Here is a 17,834-nt window from a genome sequence, read left to right as displayed (position 1 = left end):
CGAGAGGAGCGGCAGACGAGTCGGGCTGTACGCCGGGTTCTGTTCCGGGGGCCCTCGCGGGCGTCCCGGTGACGGCCATCCATCTAGGGCCGGTGTTGCCACCGGCCTCGTGCGGTCTACCCGCGGACTCGGGCGGGCAGCCCTCGGTCGTCCGCGCAGAAGCACCGGGGTGCTTCCTTTTGACCTTGCTCCGGGTGGGGTTTACCTAGCTGCCCAGGTCACCCTGGGCACTGGTGGTCTCTTACACCACCGTTTCACCCTTACCCCGCGCCGAGGCGCGAGGCGGTCTGTTCTCTGTGGCACTGTCCCGCGAGTCGCCTCGGGTGGCCGTTAGCCACCACCCTGCCCTGTGGAGCCCGGACGTTCCTCGGGAAGCCCTGTCAAGGGGCTCCACGCGGCCGTCCGCCCGGCTCGTCTGCCGTGCCGACCATGGTACCGGGCCGGGCGGGCGGCACGGACCGGCGGGCGGGGCCCGTACGCTGGCGCGGAGGCCGAGAGAAGGAGTTGTCCGTGCTGGTCCTGCTGCCCCCGTCGGAGGGAAAGGCGTCCTCGGGCCGGGGCGCCCCACTGAAGCCCGGGTCGCTGTCCCTGCCCGGGCTCGCCGCCGCCCGGCGGGCCGTGCTCGCCGAGCTGGTCGAGCTGTGCGCCGGGGACGAGGAGAAGGCCCGCGAGGTGCTGGGACTGAGTGAGGGGCTGCGCGGCGAGGTCGCCAAGAACGCCGGCCTGCTCGACGCCGGCGCCCGCCCCGCGGGCGAGATCTACACCGGTGTCCTCTACGACGCCCTCGGCCTGGCCACCCTCGCCCCCGCCGCCAAGCGCCGCGCGGCCCGCTCGCTGCTGGTGTTCTCCGGTCTGTGGGGCGCGATCGGCGTCACCGACCGCATCCCCTCCTACCGCTGCTCTATGGGTGTCAAGCTGCCCGGTCTCGGCGCGCTGGCCGGGCACTGGCGGGCGCCGATGGCCGAGGTGCTGCCCGAGGCGGCCGGGGACGGGCTCGTGCTGGACCTGCGCTCGGCCGCGTACGCCGCCGCCTGGAAGCCCCGGGGCGAGGTCGCGGGGCGCACCGCGACCGTACGGGTGCTGCACGCGCCCACCCGCAAGGTGGTCAGCCACTTCAACAAGGCGACCAAGGGCCGTATCGTCCGCGCGCTGCTCACCGAGGGTGCCGCGCCGAAGGACCCCGCCGGGCTGGTCGTCGCGCTGCGGGACCTCGGGTACGAGGTGGAGGCGGCGGCGCCGGAGAAGGCCGGGAGACCGTGGGCGCTGGACGTGCTGGTGGACGACGTCCACTGAGCCTGCGTTGCATCATGCGCAACGCTCATTGCGCAGGCTGCCACCGCTGGGCACGATGGCGTCCATGACCTCACCCGCGCCCTCCTCCGCCTCCGTGCTGGACCTCGCGCCCGTCCTCCCCGTCGTCGTGCTGAGCGACGCCGCCGACGCCGTGCCGCTGGCGCGGGCGCTGGTCGCCGGGGGGCTGCCCGCGATCGAGGTCACGCTGCGCACACCGGCCGCGCTGGACGGCATCCGGGCCGTCGCCGGGCAGGTGCCCGAGGCGGTGGTGGGTGCCGGGACGGTGGTCACGCCGGAGCAGGTGGGCCGGTGTGTCGCGGCGGGGGCTCGGTTCCTGGTCTCCCCCGGCTGGACCGAGTCGCTGCTCGCCGCGATGCGGGAATCCGGAGTGCCGTTCCTGCCGGGGGTCTCGACCACCTCGGAGGTGGTGGCGCTGCTGGAGCGCGGGGTGCGCGAGATGAAGTTCTTCCCGGCCCAGGCGGCGGGCGGTACGGCGTATCTCAGGTCCCTGGCCGGGCCGTTGCCCGACGCCCGCTTCTGCCCCACGGGCGGGATCGCCGAGGCGAGTGCGCCGGAGTACCTGGCACTGCCCAACGTGGGCTGCGTGGGCGGCAGCTGGATGGTCCCGGCGGACGCGGTGGCCGCCGGGGACTGGGCCCGGATCGAGAGGCTGGCGCGGAGTGCGGCCGGGCTCAGGGACGCAGGTGGGACGTGTCGTTGAACAGCCGTACGCTCGCGTTGCCGTCGGCGTAGTACGCCACCGCCGACAGCGAGGCGGCCGACAGCTCCATCCGGAAGAGGGACTCGGGCGGGGCGCCCAGGGCGAGCCGCAGCAGGGTCTTGACCGGCGTGACGTGGGTGACCAGCAGGACCGTGCGCCCCGTGTACTCGGCGACCAGCCGGGCGCGGGTCTCCTCGATCCGCTCGGCGGTCTCCGCGAAGCTCTCGCCGCCGCCGGTGGGACGCGCCTCCGGGTCGCCGAGCCAGGCGGTCAGGTCGTCGGGGTGGCGCTCGCGGACCTCCCCGAAGGTCAGCCCCTCCCAGGCGCCGAAGTCCGTCTCCCGCAGTCCGTCGTCCACGCGCACGTCCAGCCCGAGCCGGGCCGCGACGATCCCGGCGGTCTCCCGCGTACGGGCCAGCGGCGAGGCGACGACCGCCTGCACGGTCCCCCGCCGCGCCAGCGCCCCCGCCGCCAGCCGCGCCTGCTCCCGCCCCACCTCGGACAGGGCGGGATCGCTCCCCCCGCTCCCGGAGAAGCGCTTCTGCGGAGTGAGCGGTGTCTCCCCGTGCCGCAGCAGCACGAAGGTCGCGGGCGCCCCGAGGTCGGGGGCCGCGCTCCAGCCGGGCGAGGAGACGGTGGCGGAGGCGACGGTACGGGCGGCACGGGCGTCGCTCCGGGCGGCGCCGGCCGGCTCCACCGGCTCAAAGCCGGGTCCGGGCCGCCCCTGGGCCAGGGCCGCCCGCGCGGCCGCCGCCCCCGCCCGGGCGTCCCCGGGAGGACCCTCGGGCTCGGGCACGGCGGGGGCGCGAGGCGTCCACGCCTCTCCCCTCGCCCCCGCGTCCATCGCCTCGTTCGCCAGCCGGTCGGCGTGCTTGTTCCGCTCGCGCGGAATCCACTCGTAGGTGACCCTGCCGGGCGGGAAGACGCTGCGGGCCTCGGCGGCCAGGGGTTTCATGTCGGGGTGCTTGATCTTCCAGCGGCCCGACATCTGCTCGACGACCAGCTTGGAGTCCATCCGGACGGCGACCCGCGCCTCCGGGTCGAGGGCGTGGGCGGCGCGCAGGCCGGCGAGGAGCCCCCGGTACTCGGCGACGTTGTTGGTGGCGACGCCGATGAACTCGGCGGCTTCGGCCAGGGTCTCCCCCGTGGCCGCGTCACTCACGGCGGCACCGTACCCGGCCGGGCCCGGGTTGCCCCGTGACCCGCCGTCGGCCTCGACCACGAACTCCCGCACGCCCAGCGCTCCTTGCCGCCCGACTACAGACCGGACTCGGCCGTGCGCACCAGGATGCGGTGGCAGTTCTCGCAGCGCACCACGGCGTTGCGCGCGGCCGCGCGGATCTCGCTCAGCTCGGTGATCGCCAGCTCCTGGCGGCAGCCCTGGCAGGTACGGGCGTACAGCCTGGCCGCGCCGACCCCGCCGCCCTGGGCGCGCAGGCGGTCGTACAGCTTCAGCAGGTCGTCCGGGACGGAGGCGGAGACGACCTCGCGCTCCTTGGTCACCGCGGCGGCCTCGTCGTCCAGCTCGCGGAACGCGGCGTCGCGGCGCGCGGTGGCGTCGTCGGACTTGGCCTGCACGGAGGCGACCCGCCCGGTCAGCTCGGCGACCCGCGCCTGGGCGGCCTCGCGGCGCTCCATGACCTCCAGGACGACGTCCTCCAGGTCGCCCTGGCGCTTGGCGAGGGAGGCGATCTCGTGCTGGAGGCCGGTGAGGTCCTTGGGCGAGGTGACCGCGCCGGAGTCCAGACGCTGCTGGTCACGGGTGGCACGGCGGCGCACCTGCTCCACGTCCTGCTCGGCCTTGGTCTGGTCGCGGGCGCAGTCGCTCTCCTCGGTCTGCGCCGCCACCAGCAGGTCGCGGAGCTGGACGAGGTCCTTGCCCAGCGTCTCGATCTCGGCGTGCTCGGGGAGCGACTTCCGCTTGTGCGCGAGCTGCTGGAGGCGGACGTCGAGGGCCTGGACGTCGAGGAGTCGGATCTGGTCGGCGGGCTCGGCGTTCAGTTGGGGGCTCCCATGGGGCTAGTGGTGACGGGGGACGCCGCGTGGGCGGTCCAGGGGTCGGTGACCGTCGTGGACACGTGGACCCTGAGGCCCCAGCCGTGACGGTCGGAGATCTGGTCGAGTTCGGTCGCCGCCAGCTCGCACCAGGGCCACTCGGTGGCCCAGTGGGCCGCGTCGAGGAGGGCGAGGGGACGCTCCGCGGCGGACGCGGTGGCCGCGACGAACTCCGAGGCCGGGTGGTGGCGCAGGTCGGCGGTGAGGAACGCGTCCACGCCGGCCGCGCGGACCTGGTCGAAGAGGCTGTCGCCGGAGCCGCCGCTGACGGCGACCCTGCGGACGACGGCGTCGGGGTCGCCGGCCACCCGGATGCCCTGCGCGGTGGCGGGCAGCCGCTCGGCGGCGCGCTCGGCCAGCTCGCGCACGCTCAGCGGGAGGTCCAGCTCGCAGATCCGGCCCAGGCCCCGGCGTCCGGCCGGGTCGTCGGGGTCGGGGACGAGCGGGCCGGTGACCCGGAGGTCCAGCGCGCCGGCGAGGGCGTCGGAGACTCCGGGGTCGGCCTTGTCGGCGTTGGTGTGCGCGACGTGCAGGGCGACGTCGTTCTTGATCAGGGTGTGCACGACCCGGCCCTTGGGGGTGCCGGCCGCCACCGTGGTCGTCCCGCGCAGATAGAGCGGGTGGTGGGTGACGAGCAGGTCCGCGCCGAGCCGTACGGCCTCGTCGACGACCTCCTGCACCGGGTCCACGGCGAACAGGACGCGGGTGACCTCCTGGCCGGGGTCGCCCGTGACCGTGCCGACCGCGTCCCAGGACTCGGCCCGCTCGGCGGGCCACAGGGTCTCCAGCGCGGCGATGACTTCAGACAGACGGGGCACGGGGAAAGGCTACCTGTCCGTCCAGCGGGGCCGTACCGCGTACGGCCGCCCCGAGCCGGTACGCCCACACCCGCTCTTTCCTCAGACGAATCGCTTCTGCGCCACCCGTATGTGTGAAGCGGTCCGGACCCGGCCCCCGCCCGTGCGTACGAAAACTAGCTTCGTCGCCGGAGGTGACCGAACCATGACGGCCTGTGCGATCGAATCCCCGTCGACCGGCGCGGAACACGAGGCGCCCACGACGCGGTACGCCATCACGGCGGACGGCGCGTACGCGGCCCGGCTCGCGCTGGACGGGGAGAGCTGGTTCCCGGAGCGCTGGACGCTGGACGGCCCGGAGCCGTACGCGGTGCCGCTGCCCGGCGGGCAGCCGGAGGAGCCGGGCACCGAGGTGCATCCGATGGGCGACGGGCGGGTGCTGATCCACCGGCTGGTGGAGCGGCGGCACGTCTTCTCCCTGCTGTACCCGACCGGGCCGGGTACCGGTGAGCTGGCGGTCGGGGCGGTGGAGTGCGGGACCGGTACCTACGTCACCCTGCTGCCGCCGGCGCCGGGGGGCGAGCGGGCGTACGCGCTGGCGGTGTGCGAGACGTCCACGGCGGTGTGGCTGGTCGCGGGGGGTGCCGCCGGGCCGGAGCGGGTGGCCGAGCTGCCGGGGCGGTGCTCGGGCGGGGTCTGGCTGGAGCGGGCCGGGCGGATGCTGGCGCTCGACCGGGAGCTGGACGGCCGGACCAAGACGGTCGTGGTGGACCTGGGGCGGGACGGGGAGGTGTCGCCACTGCTGGAGATCACGCCCGGCAGCGACGACCGGCTGCTGCTGGCCGACCCGGACAGCGGGCTGGTGGTGATCTCCTCGGACGCGGCCTCGCCGGGGCAGGAACGACTGGGCTGGGGTGTGCTGGGCGGCACCCTGCCGGTCCGCTTCCCCGGCGCGCTCCGGCCGGCGGACTGCACGGTCACCCCGTTCGCCGTCCAGCCGGGCCAGGTCCTGACCCCGGAGACCTGCGCGGTGGCCCTGCGGGTGGACGGTCCCCTGGGCACCTGGATCGCCGCCTGGCGTCCGGCCGACCGCCGGCTACGCCATCTTCCGGCCCCGGAGGGCTGGCTGGCGGGTTCCGGCGTGTGGACCCCGGAGGGCGTCCTGCGCCTTCCGTACTCGACGCCCTCGACACCGTGCGGGGTGGCCGAACCGGCCTCCTGGGCCCCGGACCCCGTCCCCGCGAGGCCCGCGGAGGCGGCGGGACCGGAGGCTCCCCGGCCGGTACCGCTGCGGGAGGCACCGCTCGCCAAGGCAGCCGCGGAGTAGCGCCACCGGGGGCGGCACGACCGCCTGGACCCCTGCCTCCGGGGGTTGGTTAGACTCTCCCGGCTGCAAGACGATCATGTTGACGGGGTGAATGCTTCCGATGGCCGAGACCAGCACGACGCAGCCGCTGTCCGCGTCCGCGGATTCCGGGGTCCATCCGCGGGAATCCGTCTCCGCCGAGGCGGACGGGCACGGGCGGCACCGGGGACCGGTCGCCGACCGGGACGGGGAGAGCGCCCCCAGCGGGCGCCATCGCCGCCCGGGTGGCGGGACGGCCGGAACGGCTGCCTGACCGATGCGGCGAGGGGCGGGGTACGGGCCACACGGCCCGTACCCCGCCCCTTCGTCATGGGGCCGGCCGTGACATTCGTACTGCCGGAGTCCGTACGTACGCCTCTGCCCGTGGCGGCGCCCCGCTCCTACCGTCGTAGGCATGACACAGACGCGATCGGCCCGGCGCGGGCAGCGGCTCTCCCCTCCTGCCGTGGAACGTCGTCCCGCCGACCGGCGGGGCGCGGTGCGACAGGAGAAGCCGAGGGGTACCGGCATGACGTGGTGGGCGCGGCAGCAGGCTTGCCCGGAGGGCATGAGACGGGGTGCCGGGCAGGCCGGGCCGCCGGCGAGCGGCTTCACCCTGCTCCCCTGGTTGCTGCTGGGCCTCGGCTCCTTCGCCAACCTGATCCAGGGTGAGGCGAACCCCTGGGTCGGCGGCCTGGGCATGCTCACGTTCAACTCGCTCTACGTCCACGTCGTCTTCCGCGCCTTCGACCGCGCCGCGCGCGAGGCCCTCACCACCCGCCTCGCGCTGCTGGGCATGGGGCTGGTGACCACGGGGCTGGCCGCGGTCTATGGCGGAAGCTGGCTGATGTTCTTCCCCCTGCTCGGTCTCGCCGTCGGTGCGATCCTGCGCGGACGCGGCCTGGGTCTCACCGCGCTGCTGCTCGCGGCCTACGCGGCCGTCATCGCCGGGACGCGCGGCGGGTGGTCGCACGCGGCGGACATCGGATACGCGACCTTCCTGTCCTGCATGGTGACGGCGGCGATCCTGGGTCTGTCGGAGGCGGTGCGCGAACTGCGGGCCGCGCGGGAGGAGCTGGCACGGCGGGCGGTGGAGAAGGAGCGGCTGCGCTTCTCCCGCGATCTGCACGACCTGCTGGGCCACACCCTGTCGGTGATCGTGGTGAAGTCGGAGGCCGCGCGGCGGCTGGCCGGCCGGGACCTGGACGCGGCGCTGGCCCAGATCGGGGACATCGAGTCGGTGGGCCGGCAGGCGCTGACCGAGATCCGGGAGGCGGTGACCGGTTACCGCGAGGGCAGCCTGTCCACCGAGCTGACCCGCGCCCGCTCGGCACTGGCGGCGGCGGGCGTGGAGCCGGTGGTCCGGCAGTCGGGGGCGCCGCTGGCCCCGCAGACCGAGGCGCTGCTCGGCTGGGTGGTGCGCGAGGCGGTGACCAACGTGGTCCGGCACAGCCACGCCACCCGCTGCGAGATCACCGTGGAGAGCGCGGGGGAACGCGTCCGCCTCACCGTCACCGACAACGGCACCCCGGCGGCACCCGCGGCAACCGCTGCCGCCGGCGGCACCGGCCTGACGGGCCTCACCGAGCGCCTGGCCGCGGCGGGCGGCTCCCTGACGGCGGGTCCGGCCCCCGCGGGCGGCTTCACGGTGACGGCGAAGCTGCCGGCCGCCTGTGCGGACCAGGGCACCGAGGACGTGGTCCCGGTCGCGCTGGAGTCCTGACGGCCGGGCGCGCCCTCGCTACTCTGGCGCGGTGAACGAGATCCGGCTCCTGCTGGCAGAGGACCAGGGCATGATGCGTGGCGCCCTGGCCCTGCTGCTGGGCATGGAGGACGACATCGAGGTGGTCGCGCAGGTGTCGGCGGGGGACGCGATCGTGCCGGCCGCCGTGGAGCACCGGCCGGACGTGGCGCTGCTGGACATCGAACTGCCGGGACTCAGCGGGCTGGACGCGGCCGTGCTGCTGCGGGAGCGGGTGCCCGGGTGCCGGGTGCTGATCCTGACCACGTTCGGGCGGCCCGGCTATCTGCGCCGGGCGATGGAGGCGGGGGCGGCCGGGTTCCTGGTCAAGGACGGCCCGGTGGAGGAACTGGCCCGGGCGGTGCGCCGGGTGCTGGCCGGGGAGACGGTGGTCGACCCCGTACTGGCGGCGGCGGCGCTGAGCGCCGGGCCGAATCCGCTGACCGGCCGGGAGTGCGAGGTGCTGTCGGCCTCCGTGGACGGCGCGACGGTGGCCGACATCGCCGCCCGGCTGCACCTCTCGGAGTCGACGGTGCGCAACTACCTCTCCTCGGCGATCGGCAAGACCGGCACCCGCAACCGCGCGGAGGCCGTACGCGAGGCCCGGCGGCAGGGCTGGCTCTGAGGCCGGCGCGGGGCAAGCACTGACACCCGGTCAGAAACCCATGTCCCGGTCAAGGATTCGTTAGCGTCCCGAAGCAACGGAATAGTTTCCCGCGCATACGAGGTTCACCCTGCACGTATTCACCCGGGAGGACCCATTTCCATGACCCACACCACGCCCGACCACGCCACCAGGCGAGCAGGCGGGGCCGTCGTCCCGGTGCTCGCCTTCGCGGGCATCGTGGTCGCGGTGATGCAGACCCTGCTCGTGCCGGTCATCAAGGACCTGCCGCAACTGCTCGGCACCTCGCCGAGCAACGCGACCTGGGTCCTCACCTCCACCCTGCTCTCCGGTGCCGTCGCCACCCCGATCATGGGCCGCCTCGGCGACCTGTACGGCAAGCGGCGGATGCTGGTCCTCAGCCTGTCCGTGATGGTGGTCGGCGCGCTGGTCAGCGCGGTCACCAGCCAGTTGCTCCTGATGATCGTGGGCCGCACCCTCCAGGGCTTCGCCATGGGCGCGATCCCGCTGGGCATCGGCCTGATGCGGGACATGCTCCCGCGTGAGCGGCTCGCCTCCGCGATGGCGCTGATGAGCTCCTCGATCGGCGTCGGCGGCGGTCTCGCGCTGCCCGCCGCGGCCCTGGTCGCCCAGCACACCGACTGGCACGCCCTGTTCTACGGCGCCGCCGGCCTCGGCGTTCTCGCCATCGGGCTGACCCTGCTGACCGTCCCGGAGTCCCCGGCCCGCGCCACGGGCTCCTTCGACTACCCGGGCGCCGCCGGCCTCTCCGCCGGTCTGGTGCTGCTCCTGCTGCCCATCACCAAAGGCAGCGACTGGGGCTGGTCCTCCGGCACCACCCTCGGCCTCTTCGGCGCCGCGCTCGCGGTGCTTCTGCTGTGGGGCGTCTACGAGCTGCGCGTACCGGCCCCGCTGGTCGACCTGCGCACCACCGCCCGCCGCGAGGTGCTGCTCACCAACCTCGCCTCGATCATGGTCGGCGTCAGCTTCTACGTCGTCTCGCTGGTCCTCCCGCAGCTGCTCCAGCTCCCCACCGCCACCGGCTACGGCCTGGGCCAGTCGATGGTGGTCGCCGGTCTTTGCGTGGCCCCGCTGGGCCTGACGATGATGTTCACCGCTCCGGTCTACGCCCGCCTCTCGGCCCGCTACGGACCCCGGACGACCCTGATCATCGGCCTGCTGATCATCGCGGCCGGCTATGCGGGCGGGCTCGGCCTGATGCACGCCGCCTGGCAGACGATCATCACCTCGATGGTCCTCGGCGCCGGCATCGGCCTGGCGTACTCCTCGCTGCCCGCGCTGATCGTGGGCGCGGTCCCGGCCTCGGAGACGGGTGCCGCGAACGGTCTCAACACCCTGATGCGCTCGATCGGCACCTCGGTCTCCAGTGCCGTCATCGGCATGGTGCTCGCCAACACGGCGCACGACCTGGGCGGCGGGATCGCGGTGCCGACGATGCACGGCTTCCGGGTGTCGTTCCTGATCGCCACGGCCGCCGTGCTGGTCGGCCTGGCCCTCGCGGTGTTCCTGCCCCGCACCCCGCGTCCGGCGGCCGAGCACACCCGGTTGCGGGCCAGCAGCGAGGAGGACGCGGTGCTGGAGCGCGCGGAGGAGGTGCTGCGCGGCTTCCGGGGCCGGGTGCTGGACGCCCAGGGCGCCCCGGTGGCCCGCGCCAAGGTGACGCTGATCGACCGCCGGGGCCGCCAGGCCGGCTCCACGGTCTCCGGCGCCGACGGCGACTACGCCCTGCCGGTCCCGTCCGAGGGCCCGTACGTCCTGGCCGCCCGCGCCGCCGGGCACGGCCCGCTGGCCTCGGCGGCGACGCACGCCGGGGACGCGCGCCCGGTCGAGCTGGACCTTCCGCTGCCGGGTGAGACCGTCACCGCGTAGCTCCTGCGGCTCCCCGCCACCGCACCCCCCGTCGCTGCCCGGCGGGGGGTGCGGCAGCATGAGGCGCCCAGAAGGACGCAGTACGACCGAGAGGAACCCCATGTCCGCCGCACCCTCCCCCAGGCTCTCGGCTCCGGTCGGGCAGGGGGTACCCCCGTCGAAGGTCCTGGCCGCGTTCGAGGCCGCGAAGGGGTTCATGCCCGTGGACGAGGGGCTGGCGCTGTACGCGGCGGCGGTGGAGGCCGGGCGGCTCGGGCTGCCGCTGCTGGAGGTCGGGACCTACTGCGGGCGTTCCACGGTGCTGCTCGCGGACGCGGCCCGCCGGGCGGGGGTCACCGCGCTCACCGTCGACCACCACCGGGGCAGCGAGGAGCAGCAGCCGGGCTGGGACTACCACGACCCGGAGACCGTCGACCCCGAGGTCGGCCTGATGGACACTCTCCCCGCCTTCCGCCGAACCCTGCACCGGGCGGGCCTGGAGGACCACGTGATCGCGCTGGTCGGCCGCTCCCCGCAGGTCGCGAGGGTGTGGAACTCTCCCGTGGCGCTGGTGTTCGTCGACGGCGGCCACACCGACGAGCACGCGAACGCCGACTACGAGGGCTGGGCCCCGCACGTCGCACCCGGCGGCCTGCTGGTCATCCACGACGTGTTCCCCGATCCGGAGGACGAGTTCACCGGCCAGGCGCCGTACCGGGTGTACCTGCGGGCACTGGCGTCGGGCGCCTTCACGGAGGTCTCCGCGACGGGCTCGCTGCGGGTGCTGAAGCGCATCGGCGACGGAATCTGACGGACCGTCAGGGAAGCTGGGGCCGGGTCGGGCCTGCCGTTAGGGTGGCTGCGTGTCGTACGAAGGCCCGGAAGACGAAGTCCCCCAGCCGCGCTCCCGGCGCGCGCTGACCATCACGTCCGCCGCGCTGGTGCCGGTCGCCCTGCTCGGCTGGCTGGGCTGGTCGGCGCTCGGCGAGGAGCCGGACCGCCCGGCGGCCGGCGCGAGACCGCCGGCGTCCGCCGCGCCGGGCGGCACGCGCGGTCCCTCGCCGGGTGCGGGTTCCCTCGCCGGCAAGGTCGTCGTCGTCGACCCCGGCCACAACACGGGCAACTTCCGGCACACGGCCGCGATCAGCGAGCAGGTCGACGTCGGCAACGGCAAGAAGGAGTGCGACACCACCGGTACCGCCACCGACGCCGGTTACCCGGAGGCCGAGTTCACCCTGGACCTCGCCCACCGGTTGCGCGCGCTGCTGGAGAAGCAGGGTGCCACGGTGAAGCTGACGCACGACGGCGACCGGACGTGGGGGCCGTGCGTGGACGAGCGGGCCCGGATCGGCAACGCCGCCCACGCGGACGCGGCGATCTCGCTGCACGCGGACGGCTCGGCCGAGGGCAACCGGGGCTTCCATGTGATCATGCCGGGCGCGGTCCACGCGGGCGCGGCTGACACCCGGCCCATCGTCGCCCCCTCCAAGGAGCTGGGCGCCCGGGTGGCGGGGGGCTACCGGCACGCCACGGGTGAGCCCTTCTCCAACTACCTGGGCGACGGCACCGGAACGGTCACGCGCACCGACCTCGGCGGTCTCAATCTGTCAACGGTTCCGAAGGTGTTCATCGAGTGCGGGAACATGCGGGACAAGTCCGACGCGGCCCTGCTGACCAGCGGTCCCTGGCGGCAGAAGGCCGCGCAGGGGATCTCCGGGGGAATCGTGAGTTTCCTGCACGAGTCGTGACCGCCGGGCGGAACCGTCCGCACGGTGGATCACGCGGACGGTACTGTCTACCGACGACGAGACGACCTACGAAGGACCTGATGAAGTGAATATCCGATCCCTCACCAGAGGCGACGGCGTGGTGATCGGAGCGGCGCTGCTGCTGCTCATCGCGTCGTTCTTCGACAACTTTTCGTACGACGACCTTCCCGGCGACGTCGACATGCCGAACCTCTGGGAGAGCGGCCCGGTCCTGCTCAGTGTCGTCCTGGCAGGTCTGATCGCCGCCGCGCTCGTCGTCACCGCCCGTGCGCTGCCGCAGCCCCGCAAGGTCGCCGGTCTCGAACTGGGCGCCTTCGGTGTGGCGTTCGCGGTGTTCGCCGCGTGGAGCGCGCTGGGCAATGTGATCGACCCGGTCGGCGGCCTGGACAACATCACCGCCGGCTCCAAGTCGCCGAGCGCGGGCACCGGTCTGATCCTCGCGATGGTCGCCACGCTGATCCTGGCGGGCGCCGCCGTCGCCACCCCGCTGGTCCCGGCGCTCCAGGCCCCGCTGATCCCGGCGCCCAAGCCGGCCGCCCCGCAGCCCTACGGCGCCCAGCCGCCCCAGGGTTACGGCTACCCCGGCGCCCCGGCCGCGTCCTTCGGCGGTGGCCAGCCGCAGCCGCCCCAGGCGTTCGGCCAGGGTGCCCAGCAGGGCGTTCCGGCGCCGCAGCAGCAGGCTCCCGCCGCCGACTTCTCGCCGTTCTGGTTCGCCGTGCCGGTGACCCGTCCGCTGTTCGCGGAGGACGGCTCGCCCACCCCGGTCGCCGAACTGGCCCCCGGCACCTGGTACCTGGCGGTCGAGCAGCGCGGTGCCGCGCTGGTCGCGCAGACCCAGGACGGCCGTCGCGGCGTCCTCCAGGACACCTCGGGCATCCAGCGCGGCTGAGCCCGGCAACCGTCGTGCGCGGCCCCTCGCCCCTTTCCGGGCGGGGGGCCGCGGCCGTGTCAGCCCTTGGAGAGGTCCGAGGAGGACGGCACCTGGTCCTTGACCGGTGCGCCCGCGCTCGCCCCCGCGCTCTTCACCTTGCCGATGGTGTCCTCGAACGCGCCCATCGCGTCCGTGTCGCCGTCGCGCAGCTTGGACGGCAGGCTCTTCAGGCTCTCGATGCCCGCGGTGAGCGGGGCCAGCGCCTTGCTCAGGGCGGGGTCGCCCTGGGCGTTCTTCTGGGCGGCCTTGAGCCGGTTGTAGGCGAAGGCACCGGCGAGGCCGGCCTTGACGAGGGCCACCTTGCGGCCGTCGGCGCCCTTCTTGAAGGTGCCGGCCCGCCAGGGCTTCACGATCCACTGGTAGGTCGCCCCGGCCGCCAGGCCCGCGTTGGCGACGAACCTGCTCTTCGCGAACTTCTGGCGTTCCGCGGAGGTGCTGGGGCTCGGGGAGGCCGCGGCGGGGGTCTTGGTGCTGGTCCTGTCGTCCCCGCCGCAGGCGGCGGCACCGGCCAGCAGGGCGCAGCACAGGATGAGCGCCACCCAGGTGCGGCGCAGCGGAACGGGCACGCGGTCCTCCGGACGTGATTCCCCGAGCGGGTGTCTCTGGTCCGAAGCCTGGCCCGCCCTCCCGGCCGCCGCCAGCCGGGAGGCCCGTACGGGTCGTCAGGCCCGGTATTGCGGGCCTGTGGCCGGTTTCAGCGGGCGTCCGGCGGCAATTCGAACACCATGTCTCGACACCACTCAGGCACCAACCAGGCCGGCCGTGTCATCGCCGTCATAGCGGACGTCATGGCCTTCATCCTCGGCCTCTGGATCTTGATGTACCTGTTGGACGCGAACCGGGCCAACACCCTGGTCGACTTCGTCCATGACGCCGCGGCGTTCCTGGCGGGCTGGTCGCACGACCTGTTCACCTTCGACGAGGCGTGGGCCCGGGTGGTCGCCGGGTACGGCCTGGCCGCCGTGGTCTACCTCTTCATCGGCCACTTCATCGCGGGCCGCCTGCACCGCTGACGCGGAGGGGAGCCGGGAGGGCGACCCCGCCTGCCGCCAGGGGATGTCCCGCCGGCCGTGCCGCGCTCGCGGCACGGGGTGATCCGGACGGGACGCCCGGGTGTTCTGCCCACGAGCGTTGCCGACACTGGCGGGCAGAACACCTACGCGCAGCAGTCGGGGTCCAGGCCGCGGGGCAGCAGGTCGCCGCCGAAGACGGCGCCGGTCGCGTCGTGGCCGCCGAGGGCGGCGACCGCGAGGAGCAGCGAGCCGGCGGTCCAACTGGTGAGTTCCCGGGGCCAGATGGCGTCGTCGTCGAAGACGTAGCCGGTCCAGTACAGGCCGGACTCGTCGTCGCGCAGGTGCCGGATGGACTGGAGTATCTCCAGCGCGCGGTCGGACTCGCCCATCGCCCACAGGGCCAGGGCGAGTTCGCAGGACTCGCCGCCGGTCACCCAGGGGTTGGGCACGACGCAGCGCACGCCGAGACCGGGCACGACGAAGCGGTCCCACTCGGCCTCGACGCGCTCCTTGGCCTCCGCCCCGGTGACGGCGCCGCCGAGGACCGGGTAGTACCAGTCCATCGAGTAATGGTTCTTGTCGAGGAACCTCTCGGGGTGCCTGCGGATCGCGTGCCGCAGCGTGCCCACCGCCAGCTCCCAGTCGGGCTGCGCCTCTTCGCGCTGCTCGGCGATGGCCAGCGCGCAGCGCAGGGCGTGGTGGACCGAGGAACTGCCGGTGAGCAGGGCGTCGGCGGTGGGGGTGCCGTCCTCGGCGCGCCGCCAGCCGATCTGACCGCCCGCCTGCTGGAGCCGGAGCACCCATTCGACCGCCGCGTACACCGTGGGCCACATCCGGTCCAGGAACGTGTCGTCCCCGGTGGAGAGGTAGTGGTGCCAGACGCCGACGGCTATGTAGGCGACGAAGTTGGACTCGCGGGCGCGGTCGGTGACGTCGTCGTGGGCGCCGTCGGCGTAGGCGGCGTACCAGGAGCCGTCCTCGTTCTGGTGGTCGGCGAGCCAGCGGTAGGCGCGCTCGGCGGCCGCGTGCTCCCCGGCCGCGTCGAGGGCCATGGCGGCCTCGGTGTGGTCCCAGGGGTCGAGGTGGTGGCCGCGGAACCAGGGGATCGCGCCGTCGGGGCGCTGCACCGCGAGGAGGCCCCGGACGGTGTCGGCGGCCTGCTCGGCGGTGAGGACCCCGGGCAGCACGAGGTGGTCGGTCCGGGGCGTGGTCACGGGGCGTCCGTCCCGGCCTCGTCGAGGCGGGGCAGGTGCGGCTTGGTCGCGTAGGCGACGAAGCTCTTGCCGATCAGCGGGTTGAGCGCCTGCTCGGCCACCCGTGTGGCCAGCGGCTTCTTCATGATGTCCCAGACCAGCAGCTTGTGGTACGCCCGCACCGGCAGCGCCTTGTCGTTGTCGACGCCGAAGGCGCACTTGAGCCACCAGTACGGCGAGTGCAGCGCGTGCGCGTGGTGGGTGCCGTACGGCCTGAGGCCGGCGCCGCGCATCTTGGCGAGGAGCTCCTCGGCCCGGTAGATGCGGATGTGGCCGCCCTCGACCTCGTGGTAGGCGTCGGAGAGCGCCCAGCAGACCTTCTCGGGACCGTAACGGGGCACGGTGACGGCTATCCGGCCGCCGGGCCTGAGGACGCGGACCATCTCGGCGAGGACGCCCTTGTCGTCGGGGATGTGCTCCATCACCTCGGAGATGATGACGACGTCGAAGGACTCGTCGGGGAAGGGCAGCGCGAGCGCGTCGCCCTCCATCGCGGTGGCGGTGGCGCCCTCGGGGGCCTCGCCCGCCTCCTTCATCGCCGCGAACCACTTGGCGACCTCGCGGATCTCCTCGGCGTTCTGGTCCAGGGCCACGACCTGGGCGCCGCGCCGGTAGCACTCGAAGGCGTGCCGGCCGGCGCCGCAGCCGAGGTCCAGGACACGGTCGCCGGGGGCGAGCGGGAACCGGGAGAAGTCGACGGTCAGCACGTGGCCCTGCTTTCGGAGGATGCGGTGGTCAGGCCGGTGGCGGCCGGGGCGGGGCGGTCGAGTGCGCGGGCCGGTGGCGTCACGACGGCCGACGGGCCGGTACGGGTCCGGTCGATCTCCTCGCGGTAGCGGGCCACGGTGCCCTCGGCCGCGCGGGCCCAGGTGAAGCGGGCGAGCACCCGCTCGCGGCCGGCCGCGCCGAGCCGGACGCGCAGTCCGGGGTCGCCGAGCAGCCGGGTGAGGGCGGCGGCGAGGGCGCCCGCGTCGCCGGGGGGTACGGCCAGGCAGGTCTCGCCGTCGGTCCCGGCGACCTCGGGGATCGCGCCGCCGGTGGTGGCGACCAGCGGGGTGGCGGTGGCCATGGCCTCGGCCGCGGGCAGCGAGAACCCCTCGTACAGCGAGGGCACGCAGGCGACTTCGGCGGAGCGGATGAGGTCGACCAGTTCGGCGTCGGAGATGCCCTTGACGAACCGGACGGCTTCCTCCAGGCCGTACCGCTCGATCGCCTGGGCGACCGGACCCTCCTCGGGGCGCTTGCCGACGACCACGAGGTGGGCGTGCGGCTGTTCGGCGCGCACCTTGGCGAGGGCCTCGACGAGGAACACCAGGCCCTTGAGGGGCACGTCGGCGCTGGAGGTGGTGACGATCCGGCCCGGTACCTCGGGCACGGCCGGATCCGGCGCGAACAGGGTGGTGTCGGCGCCGATGTGGACGACGTGCACCCGGTCCCGGCGCACGCCGAGGTGGTCGACGATCTCCTGGCGGGAGCTGCCGGAGACGGTGAGCACGGAGGGCAGGCGGCGGGCGACCCGCTTCTGCATCCGGGTGAAGGCGTACCAGCGACGCACCGAGAGGCGGCGCTTGAGGTCCTCGGCGGCGTCGAGTTCGAGTTGCCGGTCGACGGTGATGGGGTGGTGGATGGTGGTGACCAGGGGGGCGCCGAGGTCGCCGAGCAGGCCGTAGCCGAGCGTCTGGTTGTCGTGGACCACGTCGAAGTCACCCCTGCGGGCGCGCAGTAGGCGTCCGGCGCGCAGGGAGAAGGTGAGGGGCTCGGGGAAGCCGCCGGTCCACATGGTGGCCACCTCCAGTGCGTCGACCCAGTCCCGGTACTCGCCCCGCCCAGGGGTGCGGAAGGGGTCGGGCTGGCGGTAGAGGTCGAGGCTGGGCAGCTCGGTGAGGCTCAACCGGCCCGCCCAGGGGCCGTTTTCGTCGTGCTCGTCGAGCACGGGGTAGGGCTGGGAGCCGATGACCTCCACCCGGTGGCCCAGGCGGGCGAGTTCACGGGAGAGGTGGCGGACGTAGACGCCCTGGCCGCCGCAGAACGGGTTGCCCTTGTAGGTGAGGAGCGCGATACGGAGCGGTCGCTCGCCGTCGGCCGCGGTGCCCGGGAGAGCCGCCTGACTGGCCTCAGCGGTCACTCTGGGCCCCCTTCTGCCTGCACGGTCCCGCGAGACTACGACGGGACGACAATCCGGAACAAGTTTCAGACTTGATCATCCAAGAAGCTCTGAATCTACCGGCAGGTAGGGGCGCAGTGAGCAGTGGATCAGGTGATTCACGCCACGACCGGCGGCTTTGCGGCCCCCGGTAAAGTGGCCGGGTCGTCACACACCCGTACGGGGGGAAGCCGGTGCGATTCCGGCGCTGACCCGCAACCGTGATCCGTCGCCCCCTGGGCCCGGTGAGCCGGAACACCCCGGCGGGAGGTTGATAGG

The 17,834-nt window shown here is 74.0% G+C and carries 17 protein-coding genes, 1 other RNA gene and 1 riboswitch; of the genes, 10 read left to right on the top strand and 8 right to left on the bottom strand.

Annotated elements, in window-relative coordinates; translation table 11 throughout:
* Window positions 1-12 precede the first annotated feature (12 nt).
* An RNA gene (gene rnpB / locus ACWCV3_RS14080) (RNase P RNA component class A) lies at window positions 13-414 on the bottom strand.
* A 96-nt stretch (window positions 415-510) separates the two neighbouring features.
* Here rnpB and yaaA point away from each other — a divergent pair.
* Both yaaA and ACWCV3_RS14070 read left to right on the top strand, forming a co-directional pair.
* On the top strand, window positions 511-1,293 hold the full coding sequence (yaaA, locus tag ACWCV3_RS14075) for a peroxide stress protein YaaA (RefSeq protein ID WP_451222841.1): 783 nt from the start codon (window positions 511-513) through the stop codon (window positions 1,291-1,293).
* Between the two features lie 64 nt (window positions 1,294-1,357).
* A complete protein-coding gene (locus ACWCV3_RS14070) occupies window positions 1,358-2,014 on the top strand; it encodes a bifunctional 4-hydroxy-2-oxoglutarate aldolase/2-dehydro-3-deoxy-phosphogluconate aldolase (RefSeq protein ID WP_451222839.1) in 657 nt (218 codons plus the stop codon).
* Here ACWCV3_RS14070 and ACWCV3_RS14065 read toward each other — a convergent pair.
* From ACWCV3_RS14065 to ACWCV3_RS14055, 3 genes are read right to left on the bottom strand one after another with little or no spacing between them, the layout of a single operon-like run.
* On the bottom strand, window positions 1,986-3,248 hold the full coding sequence (locus ACWCV3_RS14065; protein ID WP_451222837.1) for a bifunctional RNase H/acid phosphatase: 1,263 nt from the start codon (window positions 3,246-3,248) through the stop codon (window positions 1,986-1,988). The two genes, ACWCV3_RS14070 and ACWCV3_RS14065, sit on opposite strands and share 29 nt — an antisense overlap.
* A 23-nt stretch (window positions 3,249-3,271) precedes the next feature.
* On the bottom strand, window positions 3,272-4,015 hold the full coding sequence (locus tag ACWCV3_RS14060) for a zinc ribbon domain-containing protein (RefSeq protein ID WP_451222992.1): 744 nt from the start codon (window positions 4,013-4,015) through the stop codon (window positions 3,272-3,274).
* Complete coding sequence (locus tag ACWCV3_RS14055) at window positions 4,012-4,887, bottom strand: Nif3-like dinuclear metal center hexameric protein (RefSeq protein WP_451222835.1); 876 nt, start codon at window positions 4,885-4,887, stop codon at window positions 4,012-4,014. The genes ACWCV3_RS14060 and ACWCV3_RS14055 overlap by 4 nt, the downstream gene beginning before the upstream one ends.
* A gap of 184 nt (window positions 4,888-5,071) precedes the next feature.
* Between ACWCV3_RS14055 and ACWCV3_RS14050 the strand changes: the two genes are divergently transcribed.
* The 7 genes from ACWCV3_RS14050 to ACWCV3_RS14020 all read left to right on the top strand — a co-directional run bounded on the left by ACWCV3_RS14050 (window position 5,072) and on the right by ACWCV3_RS14020 (window position 13,104).
* Entirely contained in the window at window positions 5,072-6,193 is a 1,122-nt protein-coding gene (locus tag ACWCV3_RS14050; protein ID WP_451222833.1) for a hypothetical protein, read from the top strand.
* Window positions 6,194-6,779: 586 nt separating this feature from the next.
* On the top strand, window positions 6,780-7,934 hold the full coding sequence (locus ACWCV3_RS14045; protein ID WP_451222990.1) for a sensor histidine kinase: 1,155 nt from the start codon (window positions 6,780-6,782) through the stop codon (window positions 7,932-7,934).
* Between the two features lie 31 nt (window positions 7,935-7,965).
* On the top strand, window positions 7,966-8,577 hold the full coding sequence (locus tag ACWCV3_RS14040) for a response regulator (RefSeq protein ID WP_451222831.1): 612 nt from the start codon (window positions 7,966-7,968) through the stop codon (window positions 8,575-8,577).
* 141 nt (window positions 8,578-8,718) lie between these two features.
* Window positions 8,719-10,467, top strand: a complete 1,749-nt coding sequence (locus tag ACWCV3_RS14035) for an MFS transporter (RefSeq protein WP_451222829.1) — start codon at window positions 8,719-8,721, stop codon at window positions 10,465-10,467.
* A 100-nt stretch (window positions 10,468-10,567) separates the two neighbouring features.
* Window positions 10,568-11,257, top strand: a complete 690-nt coding sequence (locus ACWCV3_RS14030) for a class I SAM-dependent methyltransferase (protein ID WP_451222827.1) — start codon at window positions 10,568-10,570, stop codon at window positions 11,255-11,257.
* Window positions 11,258-11,309: 52 nt separating this feature from the next.
* The gene (locus ACWCV3_RS14025) at window positions 11,310-12,194 is read left to right on the top strand and encodes an N-acetylmuramoyl-L-alanine amidase (RefSeq protein ID WP_451222825.1); all 885 of its coding nucleotides are present in this window, start codon (window positions 11,310-11,312) and stop codon (window positions 12,192-12,194) included.
* Between the two features lie 85 nt (window positions 12,195-12,279).
* Window positions 12,280-13,104: a hypothetical protein gene (locus ACWCV3_RS14020; protein ID WP_451222823.1), complete on the top strand. Its 825-nt coding sequence runs from the start codon at window positions 12,280-12,282 to the stop codon at window positions 13,102-13,104.
* 59 nt (window positions 13,105-13,163) lie between these two features.
* Here ACWCV3_RS14020 and ACWCV3_RS14015 read toward each other — a convergent pair whose 3' ends face one another.
* Window positions 13,164-13,712, bottom strand: a complete 549-nt coding sequence (locus ACWCV3_RS14015; protein WP_451222821.1) for a hypothetical protein — start codon at window positions 13,710-13,712, stop codon at window positions 13,164-13,166.
* Between the two features lie 159 nt (window positions 13,713-13,871).
* On the opposite strand from ACWCV3_RS14015, the gene ACWCV3_RS14010 reads away from it, so the two are divergent.
* Entirely contained in the window at window positions 13,872-14,159 is a 288-nt protein-coding gene (locus ACWCV3_RS14010) for a hypothetical protein (protein ID WP_451222819.1), read from the top strand.
* Window positions 14,160-14,302: 143 nt separating this feature from the next.
* On the opposite strand, the gene ACWCV3_RS14005 is transcribed toward ACWCV3_RS14010, so the two are convergent.
* Genes ACWCV3_RS14005 through ACWCV3_RS13995 form a run of 3 tightly spaced genes read right to left on the bottom strand, consistent with a single transcriptional unit; the run spans window position 14,303 to window position 17,537 of the window.
* Window positions 14,303-15,373, bottom strand: coding sequence for a prenyltransferase (locus ACWCV3_RS14005; RefSeq protein WP_451222817.1), 1,071 nt, complete (start codon window positions 15,371-15,373; stop codon window positions 14,303-14,305).
* Window positions 15,370-16,119 (bottom strand): class I SAM-dependent methyltransferase, encoded by a 750-nt coding sequence (locus ACWCV3_RS14000; protein WP_451222815.1) that lies wholly within the window; start codon window positions 16,117-16,119, stop codon window positions 15,370-15,372. Before ACWCV3_RS14000 ends, ACWCV3_RS14005 begins: the two co-directional genes overlap by 4 nt.
* A complete protein-coding gene (locus tag ACWCV3_RS13995) occupies window positions 16,113-17,537 on the bottom strand; it encodes a glycosyltransferase family 4 protein (protein WP_451222813.1) in 1,425 nt (474 codons plus the stop codon). The genes ACWCV3_RS14000 and ACWCV3_RS13995 overlap by 7 nt, the downstream gene beginning before the upstream one ends.
* A 202-nt stretch (window positions 17,538-17,739) precedes the next feature.
* Window positions 17,740-17,816: riboswitch (cobalamin riboswitch) on the top strand.
* Window positions 17,817-17,834 lie beyond the last annotated feature (18 nt).

Source organism: Streptomyces sp. NPDC001781, assembly GCF_053596035.1.
The sequence above is the reverse complement of the archived record's forward strand: the minus strand, read 5'-3'. Positions and strand labels throughout refer to the sequence as shown.

Bases quoted from the DNA above. Each gene is read 5' to 3' on its own strand.
- ACWCV3_RS14045 (WP_451222990.1), top strand. From the start codon at position 6,780: ATGAGACGGGGTGCCGGGCAGGCCGGGCCGCCGGCGAGCGGCTTCACC.
- ACWCV3_RS14030 (WP_451222827.1), top strand. From the start codon at position 10,568: ATGTCCGCCGCACCCTCCCCCAGGCTCTCGGCTCCGGTCGGGCAGGGG.
- ACWCV3_RS14050 (WP_451222833.1), top strand. From the start codon at position 5,072: ATGACGGCCTGTGCGATCGAATCCCCGTCGACCGGCGCGGAACACGAG.
- ACWCV3_RS14070 (WP_451222839.1), top strand. From the start codon at position 1,358: ATGACCTCACCCGCGCCCTCCTCCGCCTCCGTGCTGGACCTCGCGCCC.
- ACWCV3_RS14035 (WP_451222829.1), top strand. From the start codon at position 8,719: ATGACCCACACCACGCCCGACCACGCCACCAGGCGAGCAGGCGGGGCC.
- ACWCV3_RS14010 (WP_451222819.1), top strand. From the start codon at position 13,872: ATGTCTCGACACCACTCAGGCACCAACCAGGCCGGCCGTGTCATCGCC.